This window comes from Ohtaekwangia sp. (genome assembly GCF_036568665.1).
Lineage (GTDB): Bacteria > Bacteroidota > Bacteroidia > Cytophagales > Cyclobacteriaceae > Ohtaekwangia.
In genome coordinates, this window is record NZ_DATCSD010000474.1 from 1 (window position 1) to 4,051 (window position 4,051).

The following is a 4,051-nucleotide window of genomic DNA, read 5'->3' on the forward strand; positions in this document are numbered from 1 at the left end:
GGAATATGCCTGTCGCGCAGGGAATAGTGCTGTTGTAAGCAACGATCCGAACAGCCTGCAGGAATATGGCTTCTTTAAAAATAACAGCGGCAGTAAATATCACAAGGTAATGCAACTGAAGCCGAACGCTTTCGGGCTATACGATATGCTGGGCAATCTCACCGAATGGACGCTCGATCAATACAATGCTACAGCATACGAGCAGCTTGCCGATGGTGCGAAGAACCCATCTATACCACCGGCCAGTAAATATCCGCGTGTAGCACGCGGTGGCTCTTACCTGGATGAAGCCGAGGTTCTGCGTTGCACCAACCGTATACCATCAAGTGCCGAGTGGAACAAGCGCGATCCACAAATACCGAAAAGTCGCTGGTGGCTTACCGATGGTATGTATATGGGCTTCCGCATTGTGCGCCCTGTATCGCAGCCATCGAAGGAAGAAATTGAAAAATTCTATGCCTCGTATCTAAAATAAGTGACGAACGGTTCGGGGAAGTGTTCGTCTCAACTGTCTTATATAAGTATACGCTCACGTGAACAATTAAACCATCGCCTATGAAATCAAAAGACAATTCAACGATCAGTCGCAGAGATTTTGTAAAGAACTCTGCTATCGCAACGGGAGGCCTGATGGCCATGCCATTTATGTCTAATGCCGGATATTTTAATTCTGTAGATGATACGATCAAGGTGGCGCTGATCGGCTGCGGTGGCCGTGGCACAGGTGCTGCCATGCAGGCACTGCTCACCAAACAGAATGTGAAACTCGTAGCGATGGCCGATGCTTTCAGAGATCGCCTCGATGAATGCTATAATGCTCTGACCGATGAGAACTCGGAAGAAGGCAATGTAAAAGCAAAAGTTACCGTAACCGAAGATACCAAGTTTGTCGGTTTCGATGCCTATAAGAAAGCGATTCCGCTTGCCGATGTTGTTATACTCACAACTCCTCCCGGCTTCCGTCCTATACATTTTACAGAAGCTATAAAACAGAACAAGCATGTGTTTATGGAGAAGCCTGTTGCAACGGACCCGGCAGGTGTACAAAAAGTATTAGCGGCTGCTGCCGAAGCGAAAAGTAAAAAGCTGAATGTAGTGGTTGGGTTGCAACGTCATTATCAGAACTCGTACCGCGAACTATATAAGCGTTTGCAGGATGGTATGATCGGTGAGATCACTTCTGCACAGGCATGGTGGAACAATGATGGTGTATGGGTAAAAATGCGCCAGCCCGGACAAACTGAAATGGAATACCAGATGCGCAACTGGTATTATTTTAACTGGCTGTGTGGCGATCACATCAACGAGCAACATATTCACAACATTGATGTGGTAAACTGGTTTAAAGGAGGCTACCCTGTAAAGGCACAGGGCATGGGCGGCCGCCAGGTTCGCACCGGTAAAGAGTATGGCGAAATATTCGATCACCACTATGTAGAGTTTCAATATGCCGATGGCTCTATTCTCAACAGCCAGTGTCGTCATATAAAAGGCACGTATGCAAAAGTAGATGAGTACTTCGTAGGCACGAAGGGCACAATCAAATGCGGAGCCGGTGAAATTGCCAGCAAAGGCAAAGTGCTTTACAAGTATGATAAGAAAGGCGAGAACAATCCGTATCAGACTGAGCATGATGAGCTCTTTGCTGCCATTGCCAAAGGTGAATATAAATTTGCCGATGCCGAGAATGGAGCGAAGGCTACACTTACTTCCATTATGGGTCGTATGGCAACCTATACCGGTGAGGTGATGGAGTGGGACAAAGTGCTGAAATCAAATATCAGCATTATGCCAACCACATTTGCATGGGATGCCGAAACTCCAATTAAACCCGATGCCAATGGATTTTACCCGATAGCTGTGCCTGGTGTTACCAAATTTGCATTGTCTTAAAAAATCAAATATTGATACCGCTCTTCAAAAGCCAGCACATCGCTGGCTTTTGCTTTTTGCATCTTCCCTAAACTTTCAGAACTTTCGAGGAATTTTTAATTCGTATCGCTTGAAAATTGTTCAGACCATCCTCCTCACCTTATACAAAGTGTGGGTATTCCTGGTGTTCACGGTGTTTATGATCCTTTACCTGCCAGGCATTTTGATTCCCTTTCTGATGGGACAACGCTTTGGCAACATCGGGTATTTCTTTTTATGGCTCTGGTCGTGGACGTTCAGCATCCTCACGTTTATACGCTATGAGTTTTATGGCACCGAAAATTTCAAAAAAGGACAAGCCTATATATTTGTCAGCAACCATACTTCTTTCCTGGATATACCGGGTATACGCATGATTATTCCGGGGCAGTTCAGACCGCTCGCAAAAAAAGAGCTGCTCAAAATACCGGTGTTCGGCTGGATCGCAAAGGCTGCTACAATTATTGTTGATCGCTCCAGCCCGGAGAGTCGCAAGAAAAGTATTGATCGCCTTAAGCAGTTTCTCAAGCAAGGTATATCTATACTCATCTTTGCCGAAGGTACACAGAACCGCTCCAAAGAAGTGCTGCAGCCTTTTCATGACGGAGCATTTCGTATCGCGGTAGATACACAACAACCTATATTACCTATGGTAGTAGTGGGTGCTGGTCGCCTTATGCCTCCCAGCACGATTAATCTGCGCCCCGGCAAAATCAGAATTTATGTTGGCCAGCAAATTGAAACAGAAGGACTCACCAGTGCCGATATAGCCGCACTAAAGGAAAAGACCTTCGTGGCCATGAAGGAAATGATCACCAGCAATTCTTAACCACTTCCCTATAATATGAGCAAGACATTTACTTCCAAGCAATACTTCAGCCAGCTAACGCTGATATACTTCGCACAGGCCGCGCTGATGCTGATCTTTACCGCTGTGGTTTTTATGCTGGTATATCTTGGTAAAATTACCGTAAACATTGGCGATGATGCACGAATATATACCTATATACTCGCAGGGGTTGTAGTGGTCTGCTTTTCGGCAGCGCACTTTCTATACGACTACATGCTCGCACGCATCGACAAGACATGGCCTTTAACAAGCAAGATGCCTAAATATATAGGTGTATTACTGGTTCGCTCCGCCTGTATGGAGCTTCCCGGTTTTGCAGCGGCCATTGTTTTCTTTTTGAATGGCAATTTTTACCTGCTGCTGATACCCGTGTTGGTAGCCGTAGTATTCATCTTTATTCGCCCTACAAAAGCTTCAATTGTTGAGGATCTGCAACTGTCTCCGGAAGAGCGCTCGATGATTGAAAATCCGGATGCAGTTATTGCAGAGGGGAAGTGATATAGTATAAATTGAATTATTGGTATTGGTGAAGAACACCAATAATGGCAAGAGGAACACCGACAATCGCGGTGGAACTCCTGTAAAGGCTCGGGTATAAAAAAGCAAATCCGGAAAAAGGCCGTATGACAGGTGCCTTCTCCGGATCACTTCGATTGGAGCGAATAATGTGCGTGAATGTGTCTGAGCGGTGCGAGTGTGCTGATTCTAACCCAAAAGTCTTTACATTTTTATTCCTACAGTACAATTCACTGAACGACCGTCAGAAGACCATACGCCTGGTCCCGGGTAGAATGATGGTCGCTTGGTGAAATACTGTTTATTGGTTACGTTGTTAACATTCAGTCGTACCATCAACTGGCGCGATATACGCACCGATGTATTAATATCCAGCAGTCCATATGATGGTACAAGCCCTACTGCACCCGATTTACTCGGTGTCACTGTATTCAATGCATCTGCATAACTCTCGCCTGTATAACTATACAATATCGAAAGGCTTGCAATTCTATAGCGTATAGTAGCACCGTTGCGGGTAATTACATCGGGCACGCTTTCAATAGCATTACCCGATACATCTATATTTTCACCGGTATTGTTGCCGGAGCGTACATGTGCATTGGTATATCTGCCATGAAAGAATGCTGTTGACGTAAAGAAGGTAAGACCGGCATGGTCGTTAAAGTTGAGTGTATACTCGGCAAATATTTCAGCACCGCGTGTAACAGAGTTACCAATGTTGGTGCGGTATATATAGGTTGTTCCGGTAGAAGCATCTCGCTGCTCCAGCGA

General features: G+C 45.5%; 5 protein-coding genes. 4 read left to right on the forward strand and 1 reads right to left on the reverse strand.

The window, feature by feature from the left end; genetic code table 11:
- The 4 genes from VIN08_RS27760 to VIN08_RS27775 form a co-directional block, all read left to right on the forward strand.
- On the forward strand, positions 1-475 hold a 475-nt coding region (locus VIN08_RS27760), incomplete at its 5' end, for a formylglycine-generating enzyme family protein (protein WP_331972867.1).
- A gap of 80 nt (positions 476-555) precedes the next feature.
- The gene (locus VIN08_RS27765; RefSeq protein ID WP_331972869.1) at positions 556-1,893 is read left to right on the forward strand and encodes a Gfo/Idh/MocA family oxidoreductase; all 1,338 of its coding nucleotides are present in this window, start codon (positions 556-558) and stop codon (positions 1,891-1,893) included.
- A 109-nt stretch (positions 1,894-2,002) separates the two neighbouring features.
- Complete coding sequence (locus VIN08_RS27770) at positions 2,003-2,740, forward strand: lysophospholipid acyltransferase family protein (protein ID WP_331972871.1); 738 nt, start codon at positions 2,003-2,005, stop codon at positions 2,738-2,740.
- Between the two features lie 15 nt (positions 2,741-2,755).
- Positions 2,756-3,259, forward strand: a complete 504-nt coding sequence (locus tag VIN08_RS27775) for a hypothetical protein (protein ID WP_331972873.1) — start codon at positions 2,756-2,758, stop codon at positions 3,257-3,259.
- Positions 3,260-3,481: 222 nt separating this feature from the next.
- On the opposite strand, the gene VIN08_RS27780 is transcribed toward VIN08_RS27775, so the two are convergent.
- A partial coding sequence (locus tag VIN08_RS27780; protein WP_331972875.1) for a TonB-dependent receptor domain-containing protein occupies positions 3,482-4,051 on the reverse strand: 570 nt, incomplete at its 5' end.

What these genes read in the sequence shown, in the direction of transcription:
- VIN08_RS27765 (WP_331972869.1), top strand. Translation starts at nt 556, where the DNA reads ATGAAATCAAAAGACAATTCAACGATCAGTCGCAGAGATTTTGTAAAG.
- VIN08_RS27775 (WP_331972873.1), top strand. Translation starts at nt 2,756, where the DNA reads ATGAGCAAGACATTTACTTCCAAGCAATACTTCAGCCAGCTAACGCTG.